The organism is Nocardia abscessus, from assembly GCF_015477775.1.
GTDB lineage: Bacteria > Actinomycetota > Actinomycetes > Mycobacteriales > Mycobacteriaceae > Nocardia > Nocardia abscessus_A.
Genome location: NZ_JADLQO010000020.1, coordinates 37,813 through 64,107, shown reverse-complemented (window position 1 = coordinate 64,107; position 26,295 = coordinate 37,813). Strand labels below are relative to the sequence as shown.

The 26,295-nt window shown below is 67.7% G+C and carries 24 protein-coding genes; 18 read left to right on the top strand and 6 right to left on the bottom strand.

Translation table 11 applies throughout. The features are described from left to right. Window positions 1-19: 19 nt before the first annotated feature. The 8 genes from gmd to IU450_RS34800 all read left to right on the top strand — a co-directional run bounded on the left by gmd (window position 20) and on the right by IU450_RS34800 (window position 9,982). Entirely contained in the window at window positions 20-1,042 is a 1,023-nt protein-coding gene (gene gmd, locus IU450_RS34835) for a GDP-mannose 4,6-dehydratase (RefSeq protein ID WP_195101544.1), read from the top strand. Continuing rightward, window positions 1,039-2,292: a class I SAM-dependent methyltransferase gene (locus IU450_RS34830; protein ID WP_324197935.1), complete on the top strand. Its 1,254-nt coding sequence runs from the start codon at window positions 1,039-1,041 to the stop codon at window positions 2,290-2,292. The genes gmd and IU450_RS34830 overlap by 4 nt, the downstream gene beginning before the upstream one ends. A 1-nt stretch (window position 2,293) precedes the next feature. Then, a complete protein-coding gene (locus tag IU450_RS34825) occupies window positions 2,294-3,241 on the top strand; it encodes a GDP-mannose 4,6-dehydratase (RefSeq protein ID WP_195153969.1) in 948 nt (315 codons plus the stop codon). A 1-nt stretch (window position 3,242) separates the two neighbouring features. Continuing rightward, window positions 3,243-4,427 (top strand): class I SAM-dependent methyltransferase, encoded by a 1,185-nt coding sequence (locus IU450_RS34820; RefSeq protein WP_195153968.1) that lies wholly within the window; start codon window positions 3,243-3,245, stop codon window positions 4,425-4,427. Between the two features lie 4 nt (window positions 4,428-4,431). Further along, window positions 4,432-5,610 carry a nucleotide disphospho-sugar-binding domain-containing protein gene (locus IU450_RS34815; protein WP_195153967.1) on the top strand — a complete coding sequence of 393 codons (1,179 nt, stop codon included), beginning with the start codon at window positions 4,432-4,434 and terminating at the stop codon, window positions 5,608-5,610. Between the two features lie 55 nt (window positions 5,611-5,665). Beyond that, complete coding sequence (locus tag IU450_RS34810; RefSeq protein WP_195153966.1) at window positions 5,666-7,231, top strand: glycosyltransferase family 87 protein; 1,566 nt, start codon at window positions 5,666-5,668, stop codon at window positions 7,229-7,231. Between the two features lie 112 nt (window positions 7,232-7,343). Next, the gene (locus IU450_RS34805; protein ID WP_195153965.1) at window positions 7,344-8,621 is read left to right on the top strand and encodes a flavin-containing monooxygenase; all 1,278 of its coding nucleotides are present in this window, start codon (window positions 7,344-7,346) and stop codon (window positions 8,619-8,621) included. 11 nt (window positions 8,622-8,632) lie between these two features. After that, complete coding sequence (locus tag IU450_RS34800; protein ID WP_195153964.1) at window positions 8,633-9,982, top strand: cytochrome P450; 1,350 nt, start codon at window positions 8,633-8,635, stop codon at window positions 9,980-9,982. An 80-nt stretch (window positions 9,983-10,062) separates the two neighbouring features. On the opposite strand, the gene IU450_RS34795 is transcribed toward IU450_RS34800, so the two are convergent. Continuing rightward, the gene (locus IU450_RS34795; RefSeq protein WP_195153963.1) at window positions 10,063-10,989 is read right to left on the bottom strand and encodes an NAD-dependent epimerase/dehydratase family protein; all 927 of its coding nucleotides are present in this window, start codon (window positions 10,987-10,989) and stop codon (window positions 10,063-10,065) included. A 52-nt stretch (window positions 10,990-11,041) separates the two neighbouring features. Then, window positions 11,042-11,692, bottom strand: a complete 651-nt coding sequence (locus tag IU450_RS34790) for a hypothetical protein (protein ID WP_195153962.1) — start codon at window positions 11,690-11,692, stop codon at window positions 11,042-11,044. A 107-nt stretch (window positions 11,693-11,799) separates the two neighbouring features. Between IU450_RS34790 and IU450_RS34785 the strand changes: the two genes are divergently transcribed. Beyond that, entirely contained in the window at window positions 11,800-12,429 is a 630-nt protein-coding gene (locus IU450_RS34785) for a TetR/AcrR family transcriptional regulator (RefSeq protein ID WP_228835554.1), read from the top strand. Between the two features lie 47 nt (window positions 12,430-12,476). Here IU450_RS34785 and IU450_RS41090 read toward each other — a convergent pair whose 3' ends face one another. Continuing rightward, complete coding sequence (locus tag IU450_RS41090) at window positions 12,477-14,897, bottom strand: beta-ketoacyl synthase N-terminal-like domain-containing protein (RefSeq protein WP_195153961.1); 2,421 nt, start codon at window positions 14,895-14,897, stop codon at window positions 12,477-12,479. A gap of 197 nt (window positions 14,898-15,094) precedes the next feature. On the opposite strand from IU450_RS41090, the gene IU450_RS34775 reads away from it, so the two are divergent. From IU450_RS34775 to IU450_RS34755, 5 genes are all read left to right on the top strand, one after another. After that, window positions 15,095-15,508: a GtrA family protein gene (locus tag IU450_RS34775; RefSeq protein WP_324197934.1), complete on the top strand. Its 414-nt coding sequence runs from the start codon at window positions 15,095-15,097 to the stop codon at window positions 15,506-15,508. A 128-nt stretch (window positions 15,509-15,636) separates the two neighbouring features. Continuing rightward, entirely contained in the window at window positions 15,637-16,998 is a 1,362-nt protein-coding gene (locus IU450_RS34770) for a M20/M25/M40 family metallo-hydrolase (RefSeq protein WP_195153960.1), read from the top strand. 22 nt (window positions 16,999-17,020) lie between these two features. After that, window positions 17,021-17,554: a YbhB/YbcL family Raf kinase inhibitor-like protein gene (locus IU450_RS34765; protein WP_195153959.1), complete on the top strand. Its 534-nt coding sequence runs from the start codon at window positions 17,021-17,023 to the stop codon at window positions 17,552-17,554. Window positions 17,555-17,680: 126 nt separating this feature from the next. Further along, the gene (locus IU450_RS34760) at window positions 17,681-18,082 is read left to right on the top strand and encodes a hypothetical protein (protein ID WP_195153958.1); all 402 of its coding nucleotides are present in this window, start codon (window positions 17,681-17,683) and stop codon (window positions 18,080-18,082) included. Window positions 18,083-18,224: 142 nt separating this feature from the next. Beyond that, window positions 18,225-18,644: a hypothetical protein gene (locus tag IU450_RS34755; RefSeq protein ID WP_195153995.1), complete on the top strand. Its 420-nt coding sequence runs from the start codon at window positions 18,225-18,227 to the stop codon at window positions 18,642-18,644. A 20-nt stretch (window positions 18,645-18,664) separates the two neighbouring features. Here IU450_RS34755 and IU450_RS34750 read toward each other — a convergent pair whose 3' ends face one another. Then, a complete protein-coding gene (locus IU450_RS34750; RefSeq protein ID WP_195153957.1) occupies window positions 18,665-19,510 on the bottom strand; it encodes a class I SAM-dependent methyltransferase in 846 nt (281 codons plus the stop codon). Between the two features lie 244 nt (window positions 19,511-19,754). On the opposite strand from IU450_RS34750, the gene IU450_RS34745 reads away from it, so the two are divergent. Beyond that, on the top strand, window positions 19,755-20,936 hold the full coding sequence (locus tag IU450_RS34745; RefSeq protein ID WP_195153956.1) for an NAD(P)/FAD-dependent oxidoreductase: 1,182 nt from the start codon (window positions 19,755-19,757) through the stop codon (window positions 20,934-20,936). Between the two features lie 78 nt (window positions 20,937-21,014). Further along, window positions 21,015-21,935 (top strand): RNA polymerase sigma-70 factor, encoded by a 921-nt coding sequence (locus tag IU450_RS34740; RefSeq protein ID WP_228835563.1) that lies wholly within the window; start codon window positions 21,015-21,017, stop codon window positions 21,933-21,935. A 17-nt stretch (window positions 21,936-21,952) separates the two neighbouring features. Here the strand turns inward: IU450_RS34740 and IU450_RS34735 are convergent, their stop codons facing one another. Continuing rightward, window positions 21,953-23,083: a hypothetical protein gene (locus IU450_RS34735; RefSeq protein ID WP_228835552.1), complete on the bottom strand. Its 1,131-nt coding sequence runs from the start codon at window positions 23,081-23,083 to the stop codon at window positions 21,953-21,955. A gap of 562 nt (window positions 23,084-23,645) precedes the next feature. Here IU450_RS34735 and IU450_RS34730 point away from each other — a divergent pair. Both IU450_RS34730 and IU450_RS34725 read left to right on the top strand, forming a co-directional pair. Continuing rightward, window positions 23,646-24,020, top strand: a complete 375-nt coding sequence (locus tag IU450_RS34730) for a DNA-directed RNA polymerase subunit beta (RefSeq protein ID WP_228835551.1) — start codon at window positions 23,646-23,648, stop codon at window positions 24,018-24,020. 97 nt (window positions 24,021-24,117) lie between these two features. Further along, window positions 24,118-24,345 carry a hypothetical protein gene (locus IU450_RS34725; protein WP_195153952.1) on the top strand — a complete coding sequence of 76 codons (228 nt, stop codon included), beginning with the start codon at window positions 24,118-24,120 and terminating at the stop codon, window positions 24,343-24,345. A 65-nt stretch (window positions 24,346-24,410) separates the two neighbouring features. Here IU450_RS34725 and IU450_RS34720 read toward each other — a convergent pair whose 3' ends face one another. Continuing rightward, a complete protein-coding gene (locus IU450_RS34720) occupies window positions 24,411-26,243 on the bottom strand; it encodes an AMP-dependent synthetase/ligase (RefSeq protein ID WP_195153951.1) in 1,833 nt (610 codons plus the stop codon). Window positions 26,244-26,295 lie beyond the last annotated feature (52 nt).

The window sequence follows — 26,295 nt, the reverse complement described above, 5'->3', positions numbered from 1 at the left end:
TCTCGGGGTTGGAGGTTTGATGAGAAAGGCGCTGATAACCGGCATCACCGGCCAGGACGGGTCTTATCTGACAGAATTCCTGTTGCAGCAAGGATATGAGGTGCACGGGATTATCCGGCGTGCGTCGAATTTCAATACCGACCGGATAGATCACCTGTATTCCGATACGCATTCCCAACGCCGGCTGTTCCTGCACTACGGGGATCTGATGGACTCCAGCAGTCTCAACCGGATCCTGGAGGACGTGCGCCCGGCGGAGATCTACAACCTGGGTGCGCAGTCGCACGTGCACATCTCGTTCCAGATCCCGGAGTTCACCGCCGAGACCAACGCGATCGGCACGCTGCGCATCCTGGACGCCATCCGTAAGACCGGCATCGCGACCCGGTTCTACCAGGCCTCGTCCTCGGAGCTCTACGGCGGCCTGCACGACGTCGCGCTCAGCGAGGACACACCGTTCCATCCGCGCTCGCCGTATGCCGTGGCGAAGCTGTACGCGTACTGGATCACGGTGAACCATCGCGAGGCCTACGGGATGTACACCGTCAACGGCACGCTGTTCAATCACGAATCACCCAGGCGGGGCGAGGTTTTCGTCACCCGCAAGGTGACGAGGGGCGCGGTGCGCATCGCGCAGGGCAAACAGGAGAAGCTCTTCATCGGCAACCTCGACGCCCGCCGGGACTGGGGATACGCCAAGGAGTACGTCGAGGCGATGTGGCTGATGCTGCAACAGCCCGAACCCGACGACTACGTGATCGCCACCGGTGAGACGCACAGCGTGCGCGAGCTGTGCGAGACCGCGTTCTCCGCCACCGGCGTCGAATTGATCTGGGAGGGAACCGGTCTGGAGGAGAAAGGGATCGACCGGCGCACCTCGCGGGTACTGGTCGAGGTCGATCCGACCTATTTCCGGCCCGCCGAGGTGCATTATCTCACCGGTGATCCGACCAAGGCGAGACAGAAGCTCGGGTGGGCGCCCCGCACGAGTTTCACCGAACTGGTCGAGTTGATGGTGGCCCACGATATGGAGAACGTGTGACACGAGCAGTGGCGGTGCAGGGCTGCCGGGTGTGCGGGAACACCCGGCTCGAGACGGTGGTCGACCTCGGCACGATGGCGTTGACCGGGGTGTTCCCGGCCGGCGATCCGACCGAGGTGCCGCGCTACCCCTTGGAGCTGGTGCGCTGCGTGCCCACCGGCCCCGAGGAGTGCGGGCTGGTGCAGTTGCGCCACACCGCCGATTTCGACGAAATGTATTCCCCCGGATACGGATACCGTTCCGGACTGAATCGATCGATGATCGAGCACCTCGCCCACCGGGTGGCCAGGATCCGGCAGCGGGTGCCGTTGACGCCGGACGATGTGGTGATCGACATCGGCAGCAACGACGCGACGCTGCTGCGCGCCTACCCCGAAGGGTCGGCGACGATCGTGGGCATCGACCCGCTGGGCGAGAAGTTCCGCCGGTTCTATCCGCCGCACGTGCGGTTGGTGACCGGCTACTTCACCCGCGAGCTGGTCGAGTCGGCGCTGGAGGGACGGCGGGCCAAGGTGATCACCTCGATCGCCATGTTCTACGACGTCCCCGACCCGCTGGGGTTCATGCGCACAGTGCACGACAGCCTCACCGACGACGGCGTCTGGGTGCTCGAACAGAGCTATCTGCCCGCGATGCTGGCCACGACCTCCTACGACACCATCTGCCATGAGCATCTGGAGTACTACACCCTCGACCAGATCGAATGGATGGCGCGGCGGTGCGGCTTCGTGGTGCTCGAGGTGGAACGAAACACCGTCAACGGCGGCAGCTTCGCCCTCACACTGGGCAAGCAGGGCGCGCCCTCGCCTGCCGACGCCGCGGCACTGGATCGGATGCGTCAGGAGGAGTCCACGCTCGGACTGCACACCGCGCAGCCGTACGCCGACTTCGCCAAGCGAGTCGACCAGCATCGCCACCAGGTCCGGGATTTCTTCGACCGCTCCCGCAAGGCCGGTCTGCGCACGCTCGGTTACGGGGCCTCCACCAAAGGCAACGTGGTGCTGCAGCATTGCGGGATCGGCCCGGAGGACCTGGAGTGCATCGCGGAGGTCAACGACGACAAGTTCGGCAAGTTCACTCCGGGAAGCGCGATACCGATCGTGTCGGAGGAGCAGGCGCGAGCGCTGGCGCCCGACCAGTTCTTCGTGCTGCCCTGGCATTTCCGCACCATGATGCTGGAGCGGGAGAGCGGCTTCCGCGCGGCGGGCGGGCGGCTGGTGTTCCCGCTGCCGGAACTGGACGTGGTGTGAGATGACTATCGTCGTCACGGGCGCGGCGGGGCAGGACGGCACACTGCTGTCGGACCTGCTCGCCGCGCGCGGTGAGCGAGTGCTGCGGATCGGCCGCGACGGCCCGGTCGACATCACCGACGCGGCCGCCGTGCAGCGGCTGGTCGCCTCCGAACGCCCCGAGCAGGTGTACCTGCTGGCGGCGGTGCAGCACTCCTCGCAGGACGACCACGGCGACCCACACGAGCTGGCCCGTGCCTCGCACCGGGTGAACACGCTGCCGGTGCAGCATTTCGCGGAGGCGATCGATCGTCACCGCACCGGCACCCGCCTGTTCTACGCGGCCTCCTCGCATGTCTTCGGCTCCGACGGCGCCGCGGTGTGCGACGAGGACAGCGGGCTGCGACCGGACTCGATCTACGGCGTGACCAAGGCGGCGGGCTTGCTGGCCTGCCGCGCCTACCGTGCCCGCGGCGTCTTCGCGGCCGCGGGCATCATGTTCAACCACGAGTCACCCTTGCGGGCCGAGAAGTTCGTCACCCGCAAGATCGTGCGGGCCGTCGCGCGCATCCAGCGCGGCGAGACCGGCACGCTGGAGGTGGGCAGGTTGGACGCCGGCGCCGACTGGGGATACGCGCCGGACTACGTCGAGGCGATGACGCGGATCCTGGCCCTCGACGAGCCGGACGACTTCGTCGTCGCCACCGGCGAACACCACACGGTCGCGCAGTTCTGCGCGGCCGCGTTCGGCATGGCCGGACTGGACTGGAAAGACCATGTCCGCGAACGCTCCTCGATGCTCACCCGCAGCAGGCAGCCGCTGGTGGGCGACGCGACGAGGCTGCGCGAGCGGACCGGGTGGCGGCCTTCGGTGGACTTCCACGGCATGGTGCGGGCCATGCTCGTGGCCGAAGGCGTGCACCTGGTGGAGGAATCGGAGCCGGTACGCACCGGCGGAACGGATGGATGACGTGACCCTGAACGACGAGAATGTCCTTGCCGCCCAGTTGATCTCCGTCGCCGACGGCGTGTACGAGGAGACCGCCGCACGGATCGGTGAGATCGGCACCGAGACCGTCGCCGACGCGGTGCTGAAGGAGATCGCCTGGCGCGCGAGCCACGGCGCCCGGCCGGGACAGCCGGTCACCGCCGTGTTCGAGCTGGCCCACGAGGGTAAACAGCTGGACTATCTGGTCACCTTCGGCGCTGACGACCCCGCGATCGCGCCGGGCACCCTGGAAGATCCCTGGCTGGTGGTGCGTCAGGATCTGGTGGAGCTGCTGCGCGCGGTCTACGGCCCGCCGGACACCGTCCTGGGCACTCGCGCCATCGCGATCAAGGACGAGCCGGGGCCGGGCAGTTTCGCCCCCGACGACCCGTGGCGGCTGGCGCGCGACGCGGCCGCGGTCGCCGCCGACCGGATCGTCACCGCGTGCCGCCCGCACCACTACGACCTCGACGCGCTGTCGCTGTACTTCGGTTCGGACAAGTGGGGCGGGCACTGGTACACCCAGCACTACGAGCGGCACTTCGCGCCGCTGCGCGACAGCCGGGTGCGGGTGCTCGAACTGGGCATCGGCGGATACACCGCGCCCGACGTCGGCGGCGCGTCGCTGCGGATGTGGAAGCAGTACTTCCGCCGCGGGCTGGTGTTCGGGCTGGACTACTTCGACAAGTCCGGCATCGCCGAGCCGCGCCTGCAACCGCTGCGCGGCGACCAGGGCGATCCGGCGTTCCTCGACGAGCTCGGCCGCTCGCTCGGTCCGTTCGACATCATCATCGACGACGGCAGCCACATCAGTGGTGACGTGATCGCCTCGTTCCGGGCGCTGTTCGCGCACCTGCGGCCCGGCGGGCTGTACGTGGTGGAGGACACCCAGACCTCCTACTGGTCGGGCTGGGGCGGAAGCAGCACCGCGACCGACGATCCGGCCACCACCATCGGCTACCTGAAAACCCTGGTGGACGCCCTGCACCACCAGGAATTCGAGAAGGAATCCGGCCGCGCGGCGGGCGCTTTCGACGAGTGGATCGGAGCGCTGCACTTCTACCACAACATCGTGGTCATCGAAAAACGCCGCAACGCCGAGCAATCGGCTCCATCATGGGTGCCTCGGCACACCAATCCGATGGAGTGGATGAAGCCGAAGGAGTGATCGGATGAAGTTTCTTGTCGTGCCGGTGCCCTCGTCGGGCCACCTGCTCGCGATGGTGCCGTTCTGCTGGGCGCTGCGGCTGGCCGGGCACGAAGTGCTGGTCGCCTCACGCAACGACGTGACGGCCACGGCACTGCGCTCGGGGCTCAACGCCGTCGAGTTGACCGCGCTGAACGTGCCGATGGACCAGCTGCGCACCCAGGTGAACCCGGCCATGTTCCCGCTTCCGCTGTTCGCCGACCGCGACCAGTCCAGCGGGCAGGGCCTGTGGCAGGTCGCCGCGCAGAACTGGCACAACCACGCCCGCCAGTACCTCGACACGTTCGCCGCGGTGGCCACCGACTGGGCGGCGGAGGTGATCCTCACCGACCCGCTGGCCACCATCGGCCGTGCGCTCGGCGCGGAACTGGACCTGCCGGTGCTGGTGCACCGCTGGGGGATCGACCCCACCGGAGGCCCCTTCACCGAACGCACCGCCGCACTCGCCGAGGAGGCCGGCACCCGGCTGGCCGATCCGGTCGCCGTGCTCGACATCTGCCCGCAGCGGTTGCAGGCGCCCGATGCCGCACCCGGCACCGCGCTCGGGTATGTCCCGTTCAACGGCACCGGCGCGCTGCCGTCGTGGCATCGCAACGAGCGCGGCCGCAAGCGGATCGCGGTCTGCATGGGCGGCAGCACGCTCAGCCTGACCGGCCCGCGGCCGCTGGAGTCGGTGCTCGCGGCGCTGCGCGAGATCGATGATGCCGAGGTCGTCGTCGCGCTGACCGCACGCGACCGGGCCACGGTCGGCGAACTGCCCGAGCATGTCCGGGTCGTGGAAGAGGTGCCGCTGAACCTGTTCCTGCCCGGCTGCGATCTGCTCGTGCACCACGGCGGCTCGACCACCGGCCTCACCGCGGGCTGGTTCGGTGTGCCGCAATTGGTGTTGCCGCAGATGTTCGACCAGTTCGACTACGCCAGGGGCCTGGTGCGCACCGGCGCCGGGCTGGCCGCCGAGACCCCGCCCGGTCAAGGCGACATCGACGCGCTCGCCGGCTCGATCCGAACCCTGCTGCGCGAACCCCGCTTCCGTGCCGCCGCCGAACAGATCGGCGCCGACCTGCGCGCAGCGCCCACACCGAACGACGTGGTGCACCAGGTCGTTCCGCTGCTGGCCGGGCGCACCGCAGCAGCGACCAGATAGACCATCCGCGCGGCCCGAACCGGGCGGCGCGGGAACCGAAAGCCGTAGGTTGCAGATGATATCCAGGACTTGGACCAGGTTCCGGGGTTCGCTCGACTACTACGCCGCGATGTACGCGGTGTTCGTCGTCGGCATTCTCGTCCCCGTCGTGCTGATCGTGCTCGCGCTCACCGGCCTGCCCGGGCCGGTGACCGCCGTGCTCGGCGTCGTGTGCGCCGCGGCGCTGTTCGTGCTGTTCGTGCCGATGGTGCCCGCCGAGTGGCGGGAGGTGATGCGCGGCAAACCGATCGTGGTGCGGGTGCTGTGGAGCATGGCCATCCTGCTCGTGGTCGCGGTGCTGGCCCGGTTGACGCAGTTCATCCTCGACGCCGACAACGTGGACGCCTCGCTGTCGGCCGACGACGACTTCCTGGTGAAGAAGACCCACCTGTCCGGCTACGTCAGCGGTGCGCTCATGGCCGAGCACGACCCCGCCGGCCTCTACGACCGCCACCGCTACGAATCGCCGCAGGCGGATTCGGTGCTGCCCGCGGTGGCCCCGCAGGATCGCGACGCCTACCTGTACCCGCCGCCGTTCCTGCTGCTGCCGCGTTTGCTGCTGCTGTTCAGCCACGACTTCGCCACGCTGCGCGCGCTGTGGTACTCGCTGTACGTGGCGATCGTGCTGGTGGCCATGTTCGCCGTCGCCCGCTGGATCGGCGGCAGGCAGGGCGGGGTGCTCGCGGCGCTGACCCCGGTGGTGTGGATCAGCTTGCCGACGCTGGCGACCTTGCAGATCGGCAACATCCACGTGCTGGTGCTGTACGTCGGCGGCGCGGGTGCGATGGTCCTGTTCCATTTGCGGCGCAATATCTTCGGCGGCGCGGCGCTGGCGTTCGCGATCATCGCCAAGGTGTCACCGGCGATCCTGCTGGTCTATCTGCTGGTCCAGCGACGCTGGCGGCCCGCGGTGTGGACCGCGGCGTTCTGCGGGCTGTACTCGCTGGCCACGCTGGCGATCTTCGGCTGGGAACCGTGGCGGCAATTCCTGTCCGACGGCACCTGGCAGCGGCTGGCCAGCGGGGAGTTCCACCAGTTCGTGCTCGTGGAACGGGCCAACCAGCTGGTCAATTATTCGCCGTACGGGCTGCCGTACAAGGCGAACATCATGGGTTGGGACATCGGCGATCCCACCGGGCCCGCCCGGATGATCACCAACATCTACACACTGCTGTTGCTGATCCTGGTGGCGGTCACCGCGGTCCGTATCCACCGGCGGCTGTCGGCGGGGGCCGAAGGCCCGCGGGTGCGCGCCGAGCAGCTGGCGATCTGGTTGGCGGTGCTTACGCTCGCGTCGTTCCGCGCCCCGTTCGGGCCGTGGGTGTACATCGCCGTGGGCGCGGTGTGGATGCTCGCGGTGTACGCCGGGCTGATGCGCGGCGGCAAACGCACCGTCGCCCTGCTCACCGTGGCCTGGCTGATCGTGGCGGTCTACAACGAGAACGTCTACTTCACGCTGGTGGCGCAGACGGTCATCTACGTGGCCTGCTTCGTCGTGGCTTGGCGGGCGAGCGCGGGCACCGAGCCGGAACCGGCGCCCCCCGCGGAATCGCCGCGGACCGAACGAGTCGGTGCGGCGTGAGCGGTCAGGCCCGGAGGCGGCAGCGCAGCGTCACCACGCAGGGCCCCGCTCATGCCGACGATCGACACAGCATGAGCGGTCAGGCCCGGAGGCGGCAGGGGAGAGGGAACGGATGAGCACGTATTGCGTGATCGGTGCGGGCGCGGCCGGTTTGGCCACCGCCCGCGGGTTCGCCGCGCACGGTCTGGATTTCGAGGTGCTCGAGGCGGCCGACGGGATCGGCGGTATCTGGGACGCGCGACGGCCGGACTCGCCGGTCAGCCACAACACGCACGTGATCGCGTCCAAAGGCGTGCAGGCGTTTTCGGGATTTCCGATGCCGGAGGACTATCCCGACTACCCCGGCCACGAGCTGGTGCTGCGCTATCTGCACTCCTACGCCGACGCTTTCGACCTGTGGCCGCGTATCCGGTTGAACACCTCGGTGCAGCGGATCGAACCCGGTGCGGAGGGCTGGGCGGTGACGCTGGCCGACGGGTCCGAGCGATCGTACGCGGGGGTCGTCATCGCCACGGGCCACGACCGCAGCCCGCGCCGCATCGACATCCCCGGCTCGGGCACGGTGCCCGTCTTGCATTCGAGCGAGTACCGGCATCCCGAACAGGTGCTGGGCAAGCGGGTGCTGGTGATCGGCGCGGGGCAGTCGGCGGCCGACATCCTGTCCGACTGCGCGGTCAACGCCGCGCTGACCCTGCACAGCAGCAGGCGCGGGTTCTATTGCATGCCCAAGTACATGCTGGGCCGCCCGACCGACAGCATGCTGCAGGGCCGGATGTGGCGGCCGCTGCGCAAGCGGGCCTTCGAGCGGCTGTTCTCGTATCTGCGTGGCCGCTCCCGCACGTTCGGGCTTCCGGTGCCCGATTTCGGTGAGGGCATCGTCATCCCGATGCTCGGTGACCAGTTGCACCACCACTACACCCACGGCGACATCACGCCCAAGCCGGACATCGCCGCGATCGACGACGATCGGGTGACCTTCACCGACGGCACCGAAGAGAAGGTCGATCTGGTGGTGCTGGCCACGGGGTTCGTCCCGAACTATCCCGTGGTCGACCGAGCCCATCTGAACTGGGCCGGGGACAGTTTGCGACCGGGCCTGTATCTGAACATCTTTCCGCCGCACACCCGCGACCTGTTCGTGGTCGGGATGGTGCGGCCGATCGGCTCGCACTGGGACGTCTACGAGAAACAGGCCGAACTGGTCGCGGAGTATCTGCGGGCCAAGGCGCGCGATCCGCGGCGGGTCGAGCGTTTCGATCGCGCCACCCAGGGCCGCCAGCCCGACCTGTATGCCGGGTTGCGGCTCTATCACGCCGACCAGTACCCGCTGGTGGTGGAGAAACAGGACTACGTGAACCAGCTGCGCAAGCACGCCAGGCTCTTGAAGTGAAAGGTCGGACCATGAAAGCACCCGGGCCAGGTCTGGTGGAAACCGGACGCATGCTGCCGAAATTGGCGAAGAACCCGCTGGCGACGGTGGGCGCGCTGCTGGAGGGCTACGGCGACGTCGTGCGGGTCAAGGCAGGCCCGATGCTGGTCTACCTCGTCGCGGACCCGGCGATGACCGAGTACGTGCTCAAGGACAACTACACCAATTACCGCAAGAGCCCGATCTACGACGAGTTCAGCATCCTGCTCGGCGACGGGCAGTTGACCACCAACAATCTGGAGTACTGGCGCACGCAGCGCAAGCTCATCTCCCCGGCGTTCTCCCACTCGCACGTGAAGGGTTTCGCCGACGACATCACCGACAGCGCCGCGGCGATGCTCGATGGTTGGGACGCCGCGGCCGGGGAGTTCCGCGACATCTACGACGACTACGTCAAGCTGCTGCTCGCGGTGACCGGGCGGATCCTGTTCAGCATCGACTTGTCCACCGACACCGGTCAGGTGACCGACGCGATGCGGGCGGCGTTCGCGTTGATCATGAAGCGGGTGAACGCGCCGGTGAAGCTGCCGCAGTCCTTCCCGACGCCCGAGGCCCGCCGGGTCGCGCGCAAAGTCGGCGAACTGGACGACGTGGTGCGTCATCTCATCGACGAACGCCGCCGCGGCGGCGACACCACCGACGTGCTCACCGCGCTGGTGCGTGCCCGCGACGAAGGCGGCAAGGGCATGCGCGAGGAAGATCTGCTCAACGAAATCAAGACCCTGCTGGTGGCCGGTCACGAGTCCCCGGCCAACGCGCTGTCGTGGGCGTGCTACCTGCTGGCCACCCACCCGCAGATCCAGGAGCGGCTGGCGCAGGAGGTGCGCGCGGCGATCGGTGACCGCACCCCGGCGTTTTCGGATCTGGCGCAGCTGAGTTACTGCCGCATGGTGATCGAGGAGACCATGCGGCTGTATCCGCCGGCCTGGATCGTCGAGCGCACTCCGATCGCCGATGACGAGATCGGCGGCTACCACGTGCCCGCGGGCGCGCGAGTCACGTTGTGTATGTACTACATTCACCGCGACAAGCGGCTGTGGGACGACCCGGAGGAGTTCCGTCCGGAGCGTTTCGCCGACGCGGCGGTGGCCGAGCGGCACAAGTTCGCGTTCTTCCCGTTCTCCGGCGGCCCGCGCATCTGCCTGGGCAAGGACATGTCCATGACGGAGATGGTGCTGATCCTTGCCATGACGGTGCAGCGTTTCCGGCTCGAGCTCGACGACACCCACCCGGTGGTGCCGCTGGCCTCGGTGAACCTGCGCCCGGAGTTCGGCATCCGCATCCGCCCGGTGCGCCGTGTCACCGAACCGGTGACGACGTGACGACCCACGGAAGCCGCTGCGCCGCTGGGCGTCGACCGGCGGCGCAGCGGCTTCCGGAGCGGCCGAACGCTCGCACCGCACTACCCCTGGGACGAACCCCTGTCGGGAGCAGCGGTGGCGAGCCACGCCTCGCGGGCGCTGGGGTAGCGCGGCGACCAGGAGGTCGCGGCGCGAAAGCGGTTGTTGCTCACTCGAAGTGACCGCGTCAAGGATGTGAGCCGGTGACCGCCGAGCAGCGCGGCCCGGCCGGGGACACGCAGCCAGGGCCGTTTGCCCGCGGCCGCGGCCAAGGCGTTGGCGTACTCGCGTTTGGTGAGCGGTTCGTCGTCGATGATGTTGTAGGTGCCCGCGGGGGCGGTGAGCGCCGCGACCACGGCCGCGGCCGCGTCGGTCAGGTGAATCGTGGAGATGTATGCGTCGGCGCGGCCCAGGACCGGCGCGATGTGGCGGCGGGCCATGGCGAGCATCTGTTCGCTGTGGGCGGCGCCGGTGCCGCAGAAGACGCCGAAGCGCAGCACGATTCCGGTTCCGCCCGCTGCCGTGAGGCGATGGGCGTTGTCCTCGGCGGTGATGCTGCACAGGGCGCGGGGGTAGCGGTCGGCGGGGACGTCCTCGGTGATCCACTCGGACCCGCTGTCCGGGTAGATCATGCTGATCGATTCCTGGATCAGCCGGTCGACACCGGCGGACAGTGCGGCATCGACCAGGGCGGTGGACCCGTCGATGCGGACGTGCTCGTTTCTGCGCCAAGCGCGGTCGGACATGAACTGTGCGACCGAGGGCAGAGCGCTGGCCATGTTCACCACCGCGTCGTGTCCGGCGAGCGCGGCGCTCAGCTGGTCTCGATCGAACAACGACGCCGTGACGGGACTCGCCCCTCGAGCGCGCACCGCGGCCGCCTTCTCCTCGGTACGGACCAATGCCGTCACCTCATGGCCTGCGTCGACCGATGCCGCGACGACATATCGTCCGATCGCGCCGGTCGACCCCGCTACGAAGACCTTCATGACCAGAGCCTAGTGCGAGCGAGAGTGCCGATGCCGGAGCACCGCATCGGCGTTACCGGCCCAGCAGCGCGACGCTGCAGGCGATGATCCAGGCCGCCCAGCCGAGCCAGCCGATCAGGCCGACGACCGCGATGCGGTTGGTGCCGTCGACGTTGTAGGGACCGGCCGACGAGGAGACGAACAGCAGTGCGGCACTGGCGTATCCGAGCCGCGCATGCCAGTCGGAGATGAATCCGGCGTCGGCTGCGGCGATGCTGAAACCCAGCAGCGCCGCAGCGAGGAAGACCTGGTTGAACCCGAACAGGACATTGCTCGTTCCCCACAGTCCTGCGGTCGTGCCACGGCTGTGCGTGGCGGCCGCGGCCATCCCGAACCGCCGTGCCTCGATCACGGTGAACGTGGCGTTCTGCATCAGGATTCCGCCGAATCCCACCAGCGCCCATGCCGCTGGTCCTTCGCCGCCGCGCCACGTCACCGACAGCAGTCCCGCGGCGAAGACGGTGGTACACAGCCACATTGCCGGAGCGAGCGTCGAAGGGCGCTTCACCGCCTCCCCGGCGGCGGCGAAGGTTTCCTCGACCGCGTCGATCTTCTCCGCCGACACGGGGAACGGAAGCCGCGCACGCGCATAGAGGAGGTTGACTGCCAACGCGGCCACTACGAACCCGATGCCTCCCAAGCCTGCCACAGTGGTGAATTCCATCGAAATGCCCTCTTCCGCATCAGGTTGCTCGCTGGGCTTCGCCGTGCGGCAGCCAATTGGTTTTAGATGACCTATATTGAATATAGGAGCAGTGGGATCGGAGGGCAATGATGGACGCACAGCCGCAGCGGCGACGCTACGACTCGCTGCGCAGGCAGGCGCAGGCCAAGCGCACTCGCACCGACATCGCGGAGGCTGCCGGGCGACTGTTCGTCACCCGAGGATGGGCCGGGACCACCATCGCCGATGTGGCCCGCGCGGCGGGTGTGTCCGTCCCGACGGTGTACGCGGCGTACGGCAGCAAGAAGGGGCTGGTCTGGGCCCTGGTCGATGCTGCCGACGTGTCCGGGGACATGCAGCGGATGCTCGCGGAATTGGAAGCCTGCCCCACCCCCGCACAGCAACTCGCCGCGATGGCAGGCTACGACCGCCGCCTGTTCGAACGCGCCGGAGACCTCATCGCGCTGGTCCGGGAATCCGGGCGCACCGAACCCGAACTGGCGACTCTGTACGCGCAGGCGCGTGAAGTCGCCGACCGAACGCGCGTCGAGGTGTTCTCATCGTGGCCGGACGGCACGCTGCGACCCGGCCTGGACATATCCACCGCCACCGACGTCTACGCCGCGCTGTGCAATATCGACGTCTACGCCACGTTCATCACCGAACGCGCCTGGTCACCCGATGCGGTCGAACGCTGGTGGAGCGAAGCGCTGGCCCGCGAACTGCTGGCTCCGTGAGCGGAGGCGGGTCGGCGGAATCAGCGCGACCGTTCACAGGTTCCGGTTCAGCCCAGTAGCTCCCGGCTCAATGCCACCAATTCGCTGATCGGGAGGGCTTCCTCGCCCGGAGCCGGATCCGGATCGACCGTCGGGGTGGTGGAGGGCCGGGAGGGGGGCTCGGGCGCCGGGTATCGCGCTTCGAGCCGAGTGCTCAGTTCGGCAGCCAGTAGCTCGACCGTGGGGCAGCCCCAGATGATGGCGGCGGGTATGTCGATGCCGAGGCGGGCGGTGAGGCGGGCGGCCAGTTCCACGGCGTGCACCGAGCCGATGCCGAGCTGGTCGAAGTTCTGGCGGACGGCGACGCGGTCGGGGGCGATGCCGACGACTTCGGCCAGTTCCCTGGTGGCCAGCGCGGCGAGCGACGCGGTATCTCGCTCGGCGGTGTCTTCCGGCGCGGCAGTCGGCTCGATCGTCGTGGGCTGCGTTGCCGAATCCTCGACGCCGACGTCGGCCGGTGCGGAAGTCCGAGCCGACGACACGACCGGCGCGGCATCGATCGCCTGCTCGATGGGCGCGTAGTCACGAGCCGGATGGTCAACGGTCGCTGTGGATTGGGAAGACAGGAGATCCGCTGCGGAATCGCCCGCAGTGACGCCGTGTACTTCCGCGGGCGTCTCCGGAACCGCCCAGTGCCGTTCCCGCTGGAACGGATAAGTGGGTAGCGTGATCGGTCGTCCGGGCGGGTTCACGGCCGCCCAGTCGAGCTCGATCCCACGCTGGAACAGCCTTCCCGCCGCGATGAGCAAGTCGCGACGGGCAACGGTGCCGGGCCGCAAAGCCGCCGAGAGGACGAGACTCAGCGTTTCGTTCTCCGCGCCGTCGGCGTCGCCGGGTCCGGCCCCGTCGAGGTAACCGTCGAGAAACTCGACAACCTGGCTCACCTCGTCGGCCACGACCGAAAGACGGTGCTGGAAGGGGGTTCTCGTCGCGAGGGTGTGGGCGAGGTCGCCGAGATGCAGACCGGGTTCGCGCACCAGATGCTCGCGCAGCCGGATCGCGTGTGCCCGAAGCGCGGGCTCGGTGCGCGCGGACAGCACCACCAGGCGCTCGGAGGGGCCGGGGGCGGTCGGCGGTTCGGGAGGAGGGGCCGCTTCGACGATGACGTGAGCATTGGAGCCTCCGAAACCGAAAGCGCTCACCGCGGCGCGAGCCGGACCATCGTGTTGCGGCCACGGCACCGCGGTATCCGCGATACGCACTCCAGCGCTCACCGGGTCGAAATACTCGGGCGCACGGTCGAAATGGAGACTACGCGGAATGCGGTGATGCGACAGAGCGAGCGCGACCTTCACCAGTCCCGCCATCCCCGCGGCCGCCTCGGTGTGCCCGATATTCGTTTTGATCGACCCGACTCTCAGCGGCGAGTCGGCGGTGCGGCCGCTGCCGTAGACCTCGGCCAGCGCGGACAGTTCGGCGCGATCACCGACCGCGGTGCCGGTGCCGTGCGCCTCCACGTAGTCGATCGTCAGCGGGTCCACCCCGGCCTGCGCGCAGGCACGACGGATCAGTTGCCGCTGCCCGTCTGCGCTGCTGGCGGGCATGGATCGGTGCCTGCCGTTGTTGTTGGTGGCGCTGCCCAGCAGGGTGCAGTACACGCGGTCGCCGTCGCGCAACGCCTGCCGCAGTGGCTTGAGGATCACGACCGCGCCGCCTTCGCCGCGGGCGTAGCCGTCGGCGGAGGCGTCGAAGGTGCGGGACCGGCCTCGCGCGGACAGCACACCCAGCGCGGACAGCCCGATCGCGGTCTCCGGAATCAGATTCAGCTGCACCCCGCCCGCGACCGCCAGCGCGCTCTCACCGGCCCGCAGCGCTTGGCAGGCCAGATGGACCGCGACCAGCGATCCCGCGCAGGAGGCGTTCACGGTCATACTGGGTCCGTCGAAACCCAGGAAGTACGACACCCGGTTGGCGATGACGCCTTCGACATCTCCGGTACTGGTGAACGGGGTTATGGCGGTGGCGCCTCGGGAGAGTTTGACGGCGCGATAGTCGTTGAACTTATTGGCGAAATACACGCCGGTCCGCGGCGCCCGGTCGGGCCGGATACCCGCGTCCTCGAACGCTTCCCACGCCAGTTCCAGCGCCAAGCGTTGCTGCGGATCCATATCGGCCGCTTCACGCGGGGTGATCCCGAAGAATTCGGCGTCGAAACCCGCCACATCCGCCAGATACCCACCGGCGACCGACACGGTCTTGCCCGCGGCGGCACGGTCGGAGCCTCGGTAGTCACCCGACCAGCGCCCCGGCGGCGGTTCGTCGGCGACCGCGTCGATCTCATCGATCAGCAACCGCCACAACGCTTCCGGAGAGTCAGCGCGCCCGGCGAAGCGACAGCTCATGCCGATCACGGCAATCGGCTCCGCGGCGCGGGCCGCACCGTCGAATTCCGTCTGCTGAGAACGGGTGCGCCGCTTGGCTTTCTTCACGCTTCTCACCTGCCCGCATTCCACCGACCGTGCACCCGCGGAACAAGCGGTGCGGTGAATCTGCCGATCTTGTTGTGGGGTCGGGACATGTGCCGGAGACTTTACCTGTGCTGTTTTATAAACGCCCCGTTTTCGCTCGGGTGACGTCCGCGCTGGGGGGCGAGGCACGGCGTCGAGAACTACTCCGTTTCGCCTCCGTGGGTGTCGCCGCGTTCACGCTGGACACCGCGGTCTTCCTGACATTGAAGAGCACTGTGCTCGAAGCGCACCCGGTCACGGCGAAAGTCGTCGCGGTGCTGGCGGCGATCACGCTGTCATACGTCCTGAACAAGCAGTGGTCCTTCGATGCGCGCGGCGGGCGGCGCGGACATCACGAGGCCGCGCTGTTCTACCTGGTCAGTTTCCTGGCCGTCGCGATCAACACCGCACCGCTGTGGGTGTCACGGTATGTGCTGCACCTGGAGGTGCCCGAGGTCTCCCGCTTCACCCAGAACCTGGCCGACTTCGTGGCCGCACAGCTGATCGGCACCGCGTTGGGCATGGTGTTCCGGTTCTGGGCTTTCGTACGGGTGGTGTTCCCGGACGAGGTCGAGCGCCCCGGTACCGCGTGAGCGGACAGTTGCGCTCATCCTGATGACAACCCTGTCGCGCGTGATCACGCACCGTGCGGGCCGCACCACGCCGCCGCGATACCCCGGCCGTACGTTTGTATCGCCGCGCGGGTGGTAGGAAAGGGAGCGTGTCCGCAACTGGCGAAGGAATCGACCCGAACAGAAGCTCGCGCGCGGTATCGGAAGTGGTGGAGCTGGTCAGCACGCTGATCCGCTTCGACACCTCCAATACCGGCGACCTGGCCACCACCAAGGGGGAGCGCGAATGTGCGCAGTGGGTGGCCGACCAGCTGCACCAGGCCGGTTACGTCACCGAATACGTCGAGTCCGGAGCCGAGGGCCGGGGAAACGTCTTCGCACGGCTGGAAGGCGCGGACCCGAGCCGTGGCGCGCTGATGATCCACGGGCATCTGGACGTGGTGCCCGCCGAGGCCTCGGACTGGAGCGTGCACCCGTTCTCCGGCGCGGTGCGCGACGGCTACGTGTGGGGTCGCGGCGCGATCGACATGAAGGACATGGTCGGGATGACATTGGCGGTGGCCCGCCAGTTCAAGCTCGAAGGTACGGTGCCGCCGCGCGATCTGGTCTTCGCTTTCCTCGCCGACGAGGAGAACGGCGGCAAGTGGGGCTCGCAGTGGCTGGTCGACAACCGCCCCGACCTGTTCGACGGCGTCACCGAAGCGGTGGGGGAGGTCGGCGGGTTCTCGCTGACCGTGCCGCGGCCCGACGGCACCGAACGCAGGCTGTATCTGGTGGAGACCGCCGAGAAGGGTCTGGGCTGGATGCGGTTGCGCGCCAAGGCCCGCGCGGGCCACGGGTCGTTCCTGCACGAGGACAACGCGGTCACGATCCTCGCCGACGCGGTGGCCCGGCTGGGCAAACACACCTTCCCCGTGGTGCTCTCGGAGTCGGTGGCCGCCTTCCTGGCCGCCGTCGCCGAGGAGACGGGTCTGCAATTCGATCCGTCGAGCCCGGACATCGAGGGCCAGCTGGCGAAGCTGGGCACCATCTCCCGCATCATCGGCGCCACGCTGCGCGACACGGCCAACCCCACCATGCTGCAGGCCGGCTACAAGGCCAACGTGATCCCGCAGACCGCCGAGGCGGTGGTGGACTGCCGTGTGGTGCCCGGGCGGCAGGCGGCGTTCGAGCGTGAGGTGGACGAGCTGATCGGACCCGACGTCGAACGCGAGTGGATCACCAAGCTCGACTCCTACGAGACGACCTTCGACGGCGACCTGGTCGACGCGATGAACAACGCCGTGCTGGCCCACGACCCGCGCGGCCGCACCGTGCCCTACATGCTCTCCGGCGGCACCGACGCGAAAGCGTTCGCCCGGTTGGGCATTCGCTGCTTCGGTTTCGCACCGCTGCAGTTGCCGCCGGAGCTGGACTTCACCGCGCTGTTCCACGGCGTCGACGAGCGGGTGCCGGTCGAGGCGCTCGAGTTCGGCACGCGCGTACTGGAACATTTCCTTCTGCACAGCTGATCCGATCCGGAAGAGAGGTTTCATGACCTACAACCCCTACGACGCGCTTCCGCAGGTGCCGTCGTTCACCCTCACCTCCACCGACGTCACCGACGGCCAACCGTTCGACAACGAGCAGGTCAGCGGCATCTTCGGCGCGGGGGGCAAGGACATCTCCCCGCAGCTGTCCTGGTCGGATTTCCCGGCGGAGACCAAGAGCTTCGCGGTGACGGTGTACGACCCCGACGCACCCACCGCCTCCGGCTTCTGGCACTGGGCCGTCGCCGACATCCCCGTGAGCGCGACTTCCCTGCCCGCCGGCGCGGGCAGCGGTGAAGAAGGCGGCGCACTGCCGACCGGCGCGATCACCCTGCGCAACGACGGCGGTTTCCACGGCTTCGTCGGCGCCGCTCCGCCGCCCGGCCACGGCCCGCACCGCTACTTCATCGTCGTGCACGCCGTCGACGTCGAAAGCCTCGGCATCGACGAGACCGCCACCCCGGCCTACCTCGGATTCAACCTGTTCTCCCACACGCTCGCGCGCGCCACGCTGGTCGCCACCTACGAGCAGAAGTAGAGAGCTCGTTCCTCGACTGTGGCCCTGAGGGAAATACTCAGGGCCACAGTGCTTTTCTCGATACCACGCGCCGGGACCGGAGTCACGCAGGCGCGGAGCGGTCACACAGCGTCGAGAATCGAGTTCATGGACATAGATGAGGCGGTGCGCGGCGCGCGTCTGCTGGCTCGCGATATCGAACGTTCTTTGGGCTTTTCCGCAGAGGTCGGCACCGAATACACCGAAGAGTGGCGCAGCCTCCGCGAACTGTCAGGGCGTCCGCTACCCGACGCATGGGTGACCCTGTCGGTGCCGGAGGTCGGCACGACCATAGCTCTGGACCCCAGCGAGCCGGGCAGCGCGACTGCCGAAGGGTTCGCGATGGAGCTGCTACGAGTCCTGCAAGACGACATCCAGATCCACATCCGCGAGCCGTGGCCGAAGGACCCCGCCGCCGGCGGGCGTGCGCTGGATCCGACCGAGCGAGGTTGGCAGAGCACGACGGATCGCGCCTATCTCGTACCGTATGGCCAACTCGGTTCCGCGTGAACGCCACGAACTGATCCGACCAGTCGGTCTTCCCAGTGTTGGTTCGCGCTCGGCGCGCCCTGGCCGACCACAGGCGTTACGCTGCCGCTGGACAGCCGCCCAAGTGGGCGCGCAAGGGATTGATGAGGGTACGAACTTGATCATTCGCACGGAAACGGCCTGGGTGCTCTTCTTCGCCGGGCTCATCTTCCTGTGGGCACTGGTCCTCGGTGTGTGGAAATGGCAGGCGATGACCACCTCGCCGGACGGTCTGGCCCACCCCTACGTCGACACCGCCCACCGAGCCGCCTTGCTGTACTCGTTCGCGACCGGGTTGATCGCGTGGTTCGTCGAACTGTCCGGCTGGCCGACCGCGGTGAACGCCACCGCGGCCGGGGCGATCATCGCGCTGTTCGTGGTGACGATCGCGAACTACATCCGGCTCGGATTGCAGCGCGAGACCGACAACCAGATGCGCAACCCGCCGTCATCGATGCGTTTCGTCCTCGCCGCACTGATCATCGGCGAGATCGGCGGCTTCGCCGTGCTCCTGGTCGGCTTCGCCGTGGAGCAGCTCTTCTGAGCCGTCCGCCGGCGCGTCACTCAGAACGCGTAGCGGTGGTACTGAGCGATCATCCGCACCGCCGGGATCAGCGACATCACTTTTCCCATCAACTGGTAGCCGCCGGACACGCCGGTCTTGAACGACTCGGCGTCGAACACCGATAGGGCGGAGAGCGGGCGCACCCCGGGCACCGCGGTGACGATGTCGCCGGGACCGTTGATCGCCCAGTGCAGCGTCGAGCCGGAGCGCCGGACGACGGCGTTGATCTTCTGGGACTTGATCCCGAGGGTATTGAAGGCGTCGAATTGCAGTTCCCCGGAGGGGAAGTGGTCGACCACCGCGCGCAGTAGAGCCACACCGTCGTCCTCGGTGAGGTACATCGTCAGCCCCTCGGCGATGAGCAGCACGGGGCGGTCGGACGGAATCTGCTCCAGCCATGCGGGGTCCGTCACGGACGCGGCGACACGATGGTGATGCTCGCGGGACGGGTAGAGCCGTTCGTGCAGCGCGATCACTTCGGGGTAGTCGACGTCGTACCACTCGACGCCGGGGCCGGGGTTCAGGCGGAACACTCGGCTGTCCAGCCCGCATCCGAGATGCAACACGGTGGCACGGTCGTGCTCGGCGAGGAACTCGCGCGCCCAGTTGTCGAAATGAACGGTGCGAACGGTCACTCCAAGCGCATTGCGCGGCGTGATGCTGGTGCTCCGCCAGTCGTAGTCGATGCGGGCGACCGCGTCCTTGGCCAAGGTGTCACCCAGTAGCGGCTTGTCCGCATCCGCATCCAGCGCCTTGGCGTACAGCGTCGCGAGCATCGTCTGCGGTGCGCCGGTGAGGTCGACGCGAATCTTTCCGGTCCCGGATCGATCATCGTTTGAACGCATGTTCAATATATTAAACACGTGTTCAATCGAGAGTCAAAGGACGTGCGGCTCCAGCAGTTCGCGGGTTGCCGGTTCCGGCTGCGGACGTATGTCGCAGGACGGATTCCCCGGCCGCCTGAAGTCAGAAGCCCATCGCCGCCCAGCCGCGTCACCGTGACACAGGCCACAACAACGAGTTGTCACGTTCGGACGGGCTCGCTTGTCCCATAGCCGACCACGCAGAACGAGCCCCAGGGAGCAAGCGATGAACACCACCACCGCCCGAGAAATCGTTGTCCTCGGTGCCGGCTACACCGGCATGCTGGCCGCCATCCGGCTGGCTCGCAACACTCGCAAACTGGATGTGCGCATCACAGTGGTGAACCCCTCGGTCCGCTTCACCGAGCGGCTGCGCATGCACCAGGTCGCCGCAGGGCAGGAATTGGCCAACTACGACATTCCCGCCCTGCTGACCGCTTCGGGTATCGACTTCCACCAGGCCACCGCCACCGCCATCGACGCCGAGGCCCGCCTGATCACCCTCGACGACGGCGCGATCCTGCCCTACGACAACCTCGTCTACGCGCTCGGCAGCAGCACCGACACGAGCATCGTCCCCGGTGCGCACGAGCACGCCTGGACGCTCAACGATCCCCGTCTGGCGCACCGCTTTTCGCAGCGCCTGACCGACGTGGCGCCGGCCGGTGGCGGCGTCACCGTCTGCGGCGGCGGACTCACCGGCATCGAAGCCGCCGCCGAGATCGCCGAGGCGCACCCGGACCTGACCGTCACGCTCGTCAGCCATGCCGAACCCGGCTCGATGATGGGGGACAAGGCTCGCGCCTACCTGAACCGAGTCCTCGACCGGCTCGGTGTGGTCCGCAGGGTCGGCGTGAACGTCACCAAGGTGCTGCCCGACGCCGTGCAATTGGACACCGGCGAACTGATCGACTCGGAGCTGACCTTGTGGACTACCGGCGTCAAAGTCTCACCTCTGGCCGCCCAGGCCGGAATCGCGACGGACGCGAAAGGTCTCATCATCACCGACCCCACCCTGCGCTCGGTGTCGCACCCGGAGATCCACGCCATCGGTGACGCCGCGCTGGTTCAGCAGAACTGGGGCCAGGTCCACGGCACCTGCCAGAGTGGTTTGCCCACCGCCGCCTACACCGCCGACGCGCTGGCCCGGCTGCTGCGCGGCAAGACCGTGAAGCCGTTCCGCTACGGCTACTTCCACCAGCCGGTGAGCCTGGGCCGCAAGGACGCGGTCATCCAGTTCACCAACGCCGATGACACCCCGAACCGCTGGTACCTCAAGGGCAAGGCCGCCGTCGCCTACAAGCAGTCGGTGAGCAGCACCCCGCCGCTGGCCTTCAAGATGAGCAAGTACATGAAGGCGCAGGTGCAGCTGTCCAAGGGCGGCCGCGCCACCCGCGGAACCGCGTGATCGCCCGCGATGGAGGCCGGACGACGCACCCGGCCTCCCAGTGGACCCTGTTCCTCGAGACCGGTAGGTATGAGTTCCATGCAGGACCACACCGATAGGCAACCCGCCGCCGAGCAGACCGACGCATCGATCGACCCCTTCGTCGAACACCGCCGTCTGCTCTTCGGCACCGCCTACCAGATGCTCGGCAGCGTCGCCGACGCCGAGGACATCCTGCAGAGCGCCTGGCTGAAATGGAACGCGGCAGACCGGGCTGCGGTCGAGCACCCCAAGTCCTACCTGGTTCGCGCCGTCACCAACCTCTCGCTCAACCGCCTCACCTCCGCCCGGGCGACCCGGGAAACCTATGTCGGCCCGTGGCTTCCCGAACCGCTGCTCACCGCACCCGACACCGCCGAGGAGATCGAAATGGCCGACACCGTCTCGACCGCCATGCTGGTCGTCCTCGAAACCCTCGATCCCACCGAGCGCGCTGTCTTCGTACTGCGCGAGGTGTTCGGTTACACCTACGCCGAAATCGGCGGCTTCCTGGATCGCCCCGATGCCACCGTCCGTCAGATCGCACACCGTGCACGCAATCACGTGCAGACCCGCCGCCCGCGCTTCGACGCCGACAACGAATCCCGCAGAGAGATCACCGAGAAGTTCATGGCCGCCTGCCACGGCGGCGACCTCAACGCCCTCATGGAACTGCTCGCACCCGAGGTGACCTTGTGGAACGACGGCGGCGGCATCGTCACCGCGGCCCGCCGCCCACTGCACGGCCCGGACCACGTGGCGCGCTGGATGCTGGGCGTCATGACCAAGCCGGTCTCCGCCGGCATCCGCCTCGAATCCGCCGTTGTCAACGGCGAACTCAGCATCATCGGCGTGATCGGAGACTACCGAGTCGGCGCGCTCACCTACGACATCGTCAACGGCCGCATCGAAAACATCCGCTTCCAGGTCAACCCGACCAAGCTCGGTGGAATCCAATCCACGGGCGAAGTCTCCTTCTGAGGGACCGCGCTATGCGGTCATGCCGCGAGCAATGCCCGGGTTCGTTCGTTGAAGTCCGCGACCAAGGGGTGCGGACCGAAGGCCGCCATGTGTTGCTGTATGTCGCGCACGGCTTCCACGGAGCGGGAGGACTTGACCTTGCGCGTGAGATCCAGCGTCCGCACCCCGGCCACGTGAGCGGCTTCGAGGTCTCGTTTCTGAATGTGGGCGACCGCCAGCGCGGCGTGGGAGAGCGCACCCCGGCGTGCACGATTCTGCGTGCGGGCGTGGGCGATCGAGCGGCGAGCGTGCGATGCGGCTTCTTCTGACTGTCCGAGGTCGCGAAACGCGTTCGCCCACTCACCGCAGATGTATGCCTGGTCGATGAAGCGTGCCCACTCGGGTTCCCTGTCGGGCTCGATCCGGGCGAACGCGTTTTCCGCTGCGTTGATCGCCTGCGCGGTACCGGCTTTGTCACCGATGACAGCGAGGGAGCGAGCCTCCAAGGTCCACAGGTCCGCCAGGCAAGCGGGCGCGTCAACCTTCGACAGGCCTTGGCGACCCGCCTGGGCAAGTCGTCGGCCTTCGTGCGGATAGCCGAGCACGGTTGCCTGGTCGGCCAATCCAGCGAGCACGTGAGCGCCGAGTGCAGGATCGCGGGACTCTTCGGCCAGGCGAAGCGCCTGGATCAGATATCGCTGCGCCGTACCGTGCTCGCCGTTGTCGAACGCCATCCACCCGAGCAGGTAGGTCTGTTCGGCTGCCGCACCGCACAGCGCCACCCGGACGTCCTCGGTATGGGTACGCCGCAAGAGCGGGTACACGTGCTCGTTCATGTACGCCGCCAAGACGAGCCGTCCCGACCCACCGCCTTGGAAGATATCCATTTCCTGGAAGGTGCTGAACATGTTCTTGACGGCGGTGACGTCTTCGAGCCGGACCCGTTGCCGCTGATCCGGCAGCTGATCGAGGGTGTTCAGCAACCAGTCGCGGGACGGCCCGATCGCCGCTACCGCCGCGAACGGAGCTGTGGACAGGAACTTTCTGCGATCCACGTCGGCCCTCCCGAGGTCTGCGACTGCTTCGAGTGTCTGTGTCCACGATGGGCTGTAGGCGAGGGCGCGGTCAACGGTCGGCATGTCGCCCAGGCCGAGGTCGTAGGTCGTCACGCGATATCCGAACTGCGCGGAGAACAGGTCAGCGAGGAGCGCCGGAACCGGCGGGCGCGGGCGCTCTCCCTCGTCCACCCACCGACGCACGCTCGAGGCGTCCGGCCTGATCTGGGGCTCTCCCCGTTCGGTCGCCAGTGTGCGCACGCGACGCGCCAATTCGCTACGACTCCAACCTGAACGGGCCAGCCACTCGGAAAGGTGCATGTTCGCACTGTTCATCATGCCCACCGTTTTCGTCACTGGAAGAGGCCGATCCACCACCTTTCAACACCCGCTGCGACCTTACTCGCAGCGACTTCGAGGTGTGTGCTGAATGCGCGCCCGGTCGGGGGAGCTCAGCGCAATTGCTGCCGCAGGCTCACTCCCGCCTCATGGCAAGTTTCACGGTCCACGCGGAACCGGGCGCATCTCTACCGTCGATCGATCTGAGCAGGGGGTTTTGATGATGGGCCGGATACCTTTCGGCGACACGCCGCTGTCGCGGTGCGCCTACTACCGGCAGGTGTGCGATCTTCCTGCGCAGGTCGATCCCCCCTACGTGGGGCGCATAGTCCTACGCATGGGGGTGGCGTGGGCGGTGATCATGCCCGCCATGTTGGGTCAGGACGTGAAGGTGTGGATGCAGCGGCACGACTACACGGTCGGGCCGATCATGTCGCATCCCCGGTCGAAGCGGTGGACTTACCTCACGCAACCGGATCTGCCGGACGACATGACACTGTTCGCGGAGATGTTCCGGCTCAACGTCTCGGTGGTGCGTGCGGGCGGCACCATTGCGTTGCCGAGCCCGGCCGATCGTGGAACTACGTTCCGGGCATGGGTCAACCTCCCGGACAACACGTTCCGTCCCACCGGGAGTGTCGTGGTGGCCGCCATCCGTGGATGCCTAGCCGAACGCATCGCGCGCCGAAGGCAGGACTTCCCGCATGCCTGAGAGCGGCGGGCAATGCATGGAAAACGCTGATGCACTGCGGAATAGGCGAAGTCGATTGCCGGGGGGACAGCGCTCGGACGGCAAGGAAGTGCCAGCGGTGAACGGTGATGAGCGCCGTGGATCTCCGCTCCCATCCGAGCCGGATGTCCACTTGTCGGTGTTCTGGCACGGTGCCCGGATGGACTTCGTCGCCTGCCTCACCGCCGCGTGCTTGTTCGTACAGGAGTGGCGTGCCCGGCACTGGCACGACGCGGTCGAAGTGTCGACCGACGATGTCGACGGGTATCCGAGATTGCCGTGTGAGCGGCTGTATCTCGAGCCGTGAGAATCCGGATAGATGACTGCGGCCCCGGGCGTAATGCTGCGGGGCCGCAGTCTTTTCCGGCGAGCTTACTTGACGCTGATCACCCGGTCGGAGGGTTCCTTGGCGTACAGCGCCTCGATGTCGGCCTGGTATTTGGCCGCGATGGGGGCGCGCTTGAGCGACATCTTCGGGGTGAGTTCGTCGCCGCCGGGCTCCCAGACGGCGCCGAGGATGGTGAAGCGCTTGATCTGCTCCACGCGCGAGAGTTTGGCGTTGCCCGCCTGGACGGCCGCGAGCACCTCATCGATGATCTGGCGGCGGGTGGCCAGGGTGGCGATGTCCTCGCCGGTGGCGTCGAGTTCCTTGGCGCGGATCGCGGCGACGTCGGGGTCGAGCACGATCAGAGCGGCGATGTAGGGCTTGGCGTCACCGATGGCGACGGCTTGACCGACCAGCGAGGAGGCGGCCTTCACCGAGTTCTCGATGTTGGTGGGGGCAATGTTCTTGCCCGCCTCGTTGATGATCAGTTCCTTCTTGCGGTCCACGATCCGCAGGTAGCCGTCGGCGTCGAGGGTGCCGATGTCGCCGGTGTGCAGCCAGCCGTCGGAGTCGATGGCCTCGGCGGTCTTGTCGGGCATGTTGCGGTAGCCGCGGGTGACGATCGGTCCGCGCACCAGCACCTCGCCGTCGGCGTCCAGCCGCAGTTCCATGCCGTCCACCGCGCGACCGACCGAGCCGGGGCGGGGCTTGTCCAGCTCGGTGAAGGTGCCCACACCGGTGGTCTCCGACATGCCCCACACCTCGCTGACGGTGAAGCCGAGGCCCAGGAAGTATTCCAGGGTCTCCGGCGGGATGGGGGCGGCGCCGGAGGAGGCGACACGCAGCTGATCCAGTCCGAGGGCGTGGCGCAGTTTGGACAGCACCAGCGTTTCGGCGATCTTGTGCTGCGCACTCAGCAGGGGACCGCGGCCTTTGCCTGCCAGATCGGCGCGGGCGGCGGCGATTCCGGTGCTGATCGCCCAGTTGGCCAGCGCCTTCTTCACCGGGCTGGGCTCTTCGGCGAGTTTGCCCTCGACGCCGGCCTTGATCTTCTGCCAGACGCGCGGGACGCCGAAGAAGATGGTGGGGCGGGCGTCGGGCAGGGCGGCGGCGACTTCGCGCGGGTCGGGCACGGTGGTGATCTGGATGCCGGTGAGCAGGTTGATCGCGTGGCCGGAGATCCGGTCGGCGACGTGCGCGGCGGGCAGGTAGGACACCGCGCGGTCGTCCAGGCCGACCTGCAGCGGGCCGTTGACCAGGGCGATGATCTGGGCGAGCACGTTGCGGTGGGTGATCTCCACCCCCTTGGACGGGCCGGTGGTGCCGGAAGTGTAGATCAGGGTGGCCAGGTCGTCGGCGCCGACGGCCTGCCAGGCGGCGTCGAAATCGAAGTCGGCGGCGGGCGCGGCTTCCACCTCTTCGAGGGTGATGGCGCCTTCGGCGGGCCCGTCGACCATGATGATGTGCTCGATCGGGACTCCGGCCGCGGTGATCCGGTCGAGGAACACCTGTTCTGTCACCACGACTTTGTTGCCCGCGTTGGTGAACAGATGGGTGATCTGTTCGGGGGAGCTGGTGTTGTAGATGGAGAACGGGGTGGCGCCCAGGTGCAAGGCGGCGGTGTCGACGAGGTTGAACTCGGGGCGATTGGTGAGCATGATGCCGACCGTGTCGCCGTGGCCGAGGCCGAGACCGGCCAGGCCCGCGGCGATCGCGCGAACCCGTTCGGCGTAGTCGCGCCAGGTGTATTCCTGCGTGCCGCCCACCTTGCGCAATGCGATCTGGTCGGGGCGCAGCCGCGCGGTTTCCTGGAATGCGGCGGGGACGGTGTACACCGTTTTGCCCGATTGGTGCGCGTATCCGATTTCTGTTGTCGTCATATCCCTGTTCCCGATATCGCTGGCGTGAACCGACCGCCGGTGTCCGCCGGCG

Coding starts and splice junctions, on each gene's coding strand:
- IU450_RS34825 (WP_195153969.1), top strand. CDS start 2,294: ATGACTATCGTCGTCACGGGCGCGGCGGGGCAGGACGGCACACTGCTG.
- gmd (WP_195101544.1), top strand. CDS start 20: ATGAGAAAGGCGCTGATAACCGGCATCACCGGCCAGGACGGGTCTTAT.
- IU450_RS34805 (WP_195153965.1), top strand. CDS start 7,344: ATGAGCACGTATTGCGTGATCGGTGCGGGCGCGGCCGGTTTGGCCACC.
- IU450_RS34760 (WP_195153958.1), top strand. CDS start 17,681: ATGGACATAGATGAGGCGGTGCGCGGCGCGCGTCTGCTGGCTCGCGAT.
- IU450_RS34810 (WP_195153966.1), top strand. CDS start 5,666: ATGATATCCAGGACTTGGACCAGGTTCCGGGGTTCGCTCGACTACTAC.
- IU450_RS34815 (WP_195153967.1), top strand. CDS start 4,432: ATGAAGTTTCTTGTCGTGCCGGTGCCCTCGTCGGGCCACCTGCTCGCG.
- IU450_RS34740 (WP_228835563.1), top strand. CDS start 21,015: ATGCAGGACCACACCGATAGGCAACCCGCCGCCGAGCAGACCGACGCA.
- IU450_RS34720 (WP_195153951.1), bottom strand. CDS start 26,243: ATGACGACAACAGAAATCGGATACGCGCACCAATCGGGCAAAACGGTG.
- IU450_RS34750 (WP_195153957.1), bottom strand. CDS start 19,510: ATGCGTTCAAACGATGATCGATCCGGGACCGGAAAGATTCGCGTCGAC.
- IU450_RS34745 (WP_195153956.1), top strand. CDS start 19,755: ATGAACACCACCACCGCCCGAGAAATCGTTGTCCTCGGTGCCGGCTAC.
- IU450_RS34765 (WP_195153959.1), top strand. CDS start 17,021: ATGACCTACAACCCCTACGACGCGCTTCCGCAGGTGCCGTCGTTCACC.
- IU450_RS34800 (WP_195153964.1), top strand. CDS start 8,633: ATGAAAGCACCCGGGCCAGGTCTGGTGGAAACCGGACGCATGCTGCCG.
- IU450_RS34730 (WP_228835551.1), top strand. CDS start 23,646: ATGGGGGTGGCGTGGGCGGTGATCATGCCCGCCATGTTGGGTCAGGAC.
- IU450_RS34790 (WP_195153962.1), bottom strand. CDS start 11,692: ATGGAATTCACCACTGTGGCAGGCTTGGGAGGCATCGGGTTCGTAGTG.
- IU450_RS34795 (WP_195153963.1), bottom strand. CDS start 10,989: ATGAAGGTCTTCGTAGCGGGGTCGACCGGCGCGATCGGACGATATGTC.
- IU450_RS34785 (WP_228835554.1), top strand. CDS start 11,800: ATGATGGACGCACAGCCGCAGCGGCGACGCTACGACTCGCTGCGCAGG.